3 protein-coding genes are annotated in these 1524 nt (G+C 73.3%); 1 reads left to right on the top strand and 2 read right to left on the bottom strand.

Annotated features, from left to right (window positions below; all coding sequences use genetic code 11):
• A partial coding sequence (locus tag ACOJSF_RS02015; RefSeq protein WP_420140567.1) for a serine hydrolase occupies nucleotides 1–372 on the top strand: 372 nt, incomplete at its 5' end.
• A gap of 15 nt (nucleotides 373–387) precedes the next feature.
• On the opposite strand, the gene ACOJSF_RS02010 is transcribed toward ACOJSF_RS02015, so the two are convergent.
• Nucleotides 388–912: a YdcF family protein gene (locus tag ACOJSF_RS02010; RefSeq protein WP_420140566.1), complete on the bottom strand. Its 525-nt coding sequence runs from the start codon at nucleotides 910–912 to the stop codon at nucleotides 388–390.
• The coding region (locus ACOJSF_RS02005; protein ID WP_420140565.1) for a hypothetical protein at nucleotides 909–1524 on the bottom strand (616 nt) is incomplete at its 5' end. The genes ACOJSF_RS02005 and ACOJSF_RS02010, both read right to left, overlap by 4 nt.

The following is a 1524-nucleotide window of genomic DNA, read 5'->3' as shown; positions in this document are numbered from 1 at the left end:
GCGGCGCAGACCGGGATGAAGCCGCTGCCTTCTTATCCGGGTCTGCCCGCCGGCGGCGGCTATTCCACGGTCGACGACCTGTTCCGTTTTGCCACGGCGCTTCGGCAAGGCGCGCTGCTCGACCCGGCGCACCTGCATCTGCTGACCAGCCCGAAGGTCGCCGCCGGAAGCGCGCAGTGGTCGCTCGGCCTGCGGATCGCGACGCGCAATGGCGCGACATCCTACGGTCATCGCGGCAGCGCGCCGGGCGTGAGCGCCGATTTCGCGGTCTATCCGCGATCGGGATATGTCGTAGTCGCGCTCGCCAACCGGGGGCATCCGCATGCCCTGAACGCCGCGGAGTTCGTCGGTCTGCGGCTGCCCTCCGCCTGACCGCACGCCGCCCCCTCAATGCCCCGCGAGCGCGGCGCCGCGGCGGAGCAGGTATTTGTGATATTCGCGGAGCAGCCCCCACAGGTCGGGCTCGCTCGGCACGGCGTCGGGGACGACGTGGACGCCCTGCAGCACCTGGCGCAGTTCGAAGCGGGCGCGCGCCATGTGCCAGTCGGTGGTGATCAGGCGGATCGAGCGATAGCGGTGGACCGCGATCCAGCGGCGCGTTTCGAGCGCGTTGGAGCGCGTGTCGACCGCCGAGCGGCCGAGGTCGATCCGGCCCAGCACCGAGGGCGGGATGCGATAGACGGTGGCGAGTTCGACCGGGCGGACACGCCGGTCGACCCCCGAGACGAGCAGCCGCTGCGCACGGTCCTGGCGCAGCAATTCGATGCCGCGCGTCAGCCGGCCGGGACCGCCCGTCAGCACGACGATGCCGTCGGTGCGCGTGTCGCCGGCGGGGCGCGGCAGATAGATGGCGAAGGCGACGAAGCCGAGCGCCCACAGCAACACCGCAAGGCTGAACAGACGGCGGATCATGGTGCACGCCCGAGCGAGAGCAGCAGGGTCGCATAGCCCGCCAGCAAGGCGAGGCCGACCAGCCCGGCGGGCACGAGCGGGAGGAGCAGCCAGCCCCAGCCGAGGCCACCGAGGCCGAGCGGGGCGAGGCGGGAGGCGACCATCGCGAGCGCGACGCCGCCGAGGAGGAGCCCCGCGCCCGCGCCGATCGCCGCGTCCCGCCCGATCCGGCGCAGCACGAGCGCGGCAAGCTGATCGTCGGTTGCGCCGAGTTCGTGGAGGATGGCGAGGCTGGCGCGATCGGCGGCGAGCGCGGCGCGTGCCGCCAGCATCGCGACCAGCCCGGTCGCCGCGACGCAGACGAGCATGACGAGCGACGCCGTGCCGCGCAGCGCGCCGATCAGGCGGGTGAACGCACCGGCTTCGCGCGCGGCGGGGGTCGCGAGAATGGCGGGCGGGCGGGCGACCGCGCGCGCGACCGTCGCGACATCGGCATTCGAGGCCACGTCCGCTTCGATCAAGGCGGGGAGGGGGATGTCGGCGGACGCCATGCCCCCGATATAGGGATCGATCAGCCGCGCGACCTCCCCATCGGGCACGCGCGCGACCGTGTCGAGATCGCGCCGCGCGTGC

It is taken from the genome of Sphingomonas sp. (assembly GCF_048594985.1).
Lineage (GTDB): Bacteria > Pseudomonadota > Alphaproteobacteria > Sphingomonadales > Sphingomonadaceae > Sphingomonas_I.
This window is presented reverse-complemented; position numbering and strand designations above follow the sequence as displayed.

Excerpts from the sequence above, each read along its gene's own strand:
- ACOJSF_RS02010 (WP_420140566.1), bottom strand. The coding sequence starts at position 912 with ATGATCCGCCGTCTGTTCAGCCTTGCGGTGTTGCTGTGGGCGCTCGGC.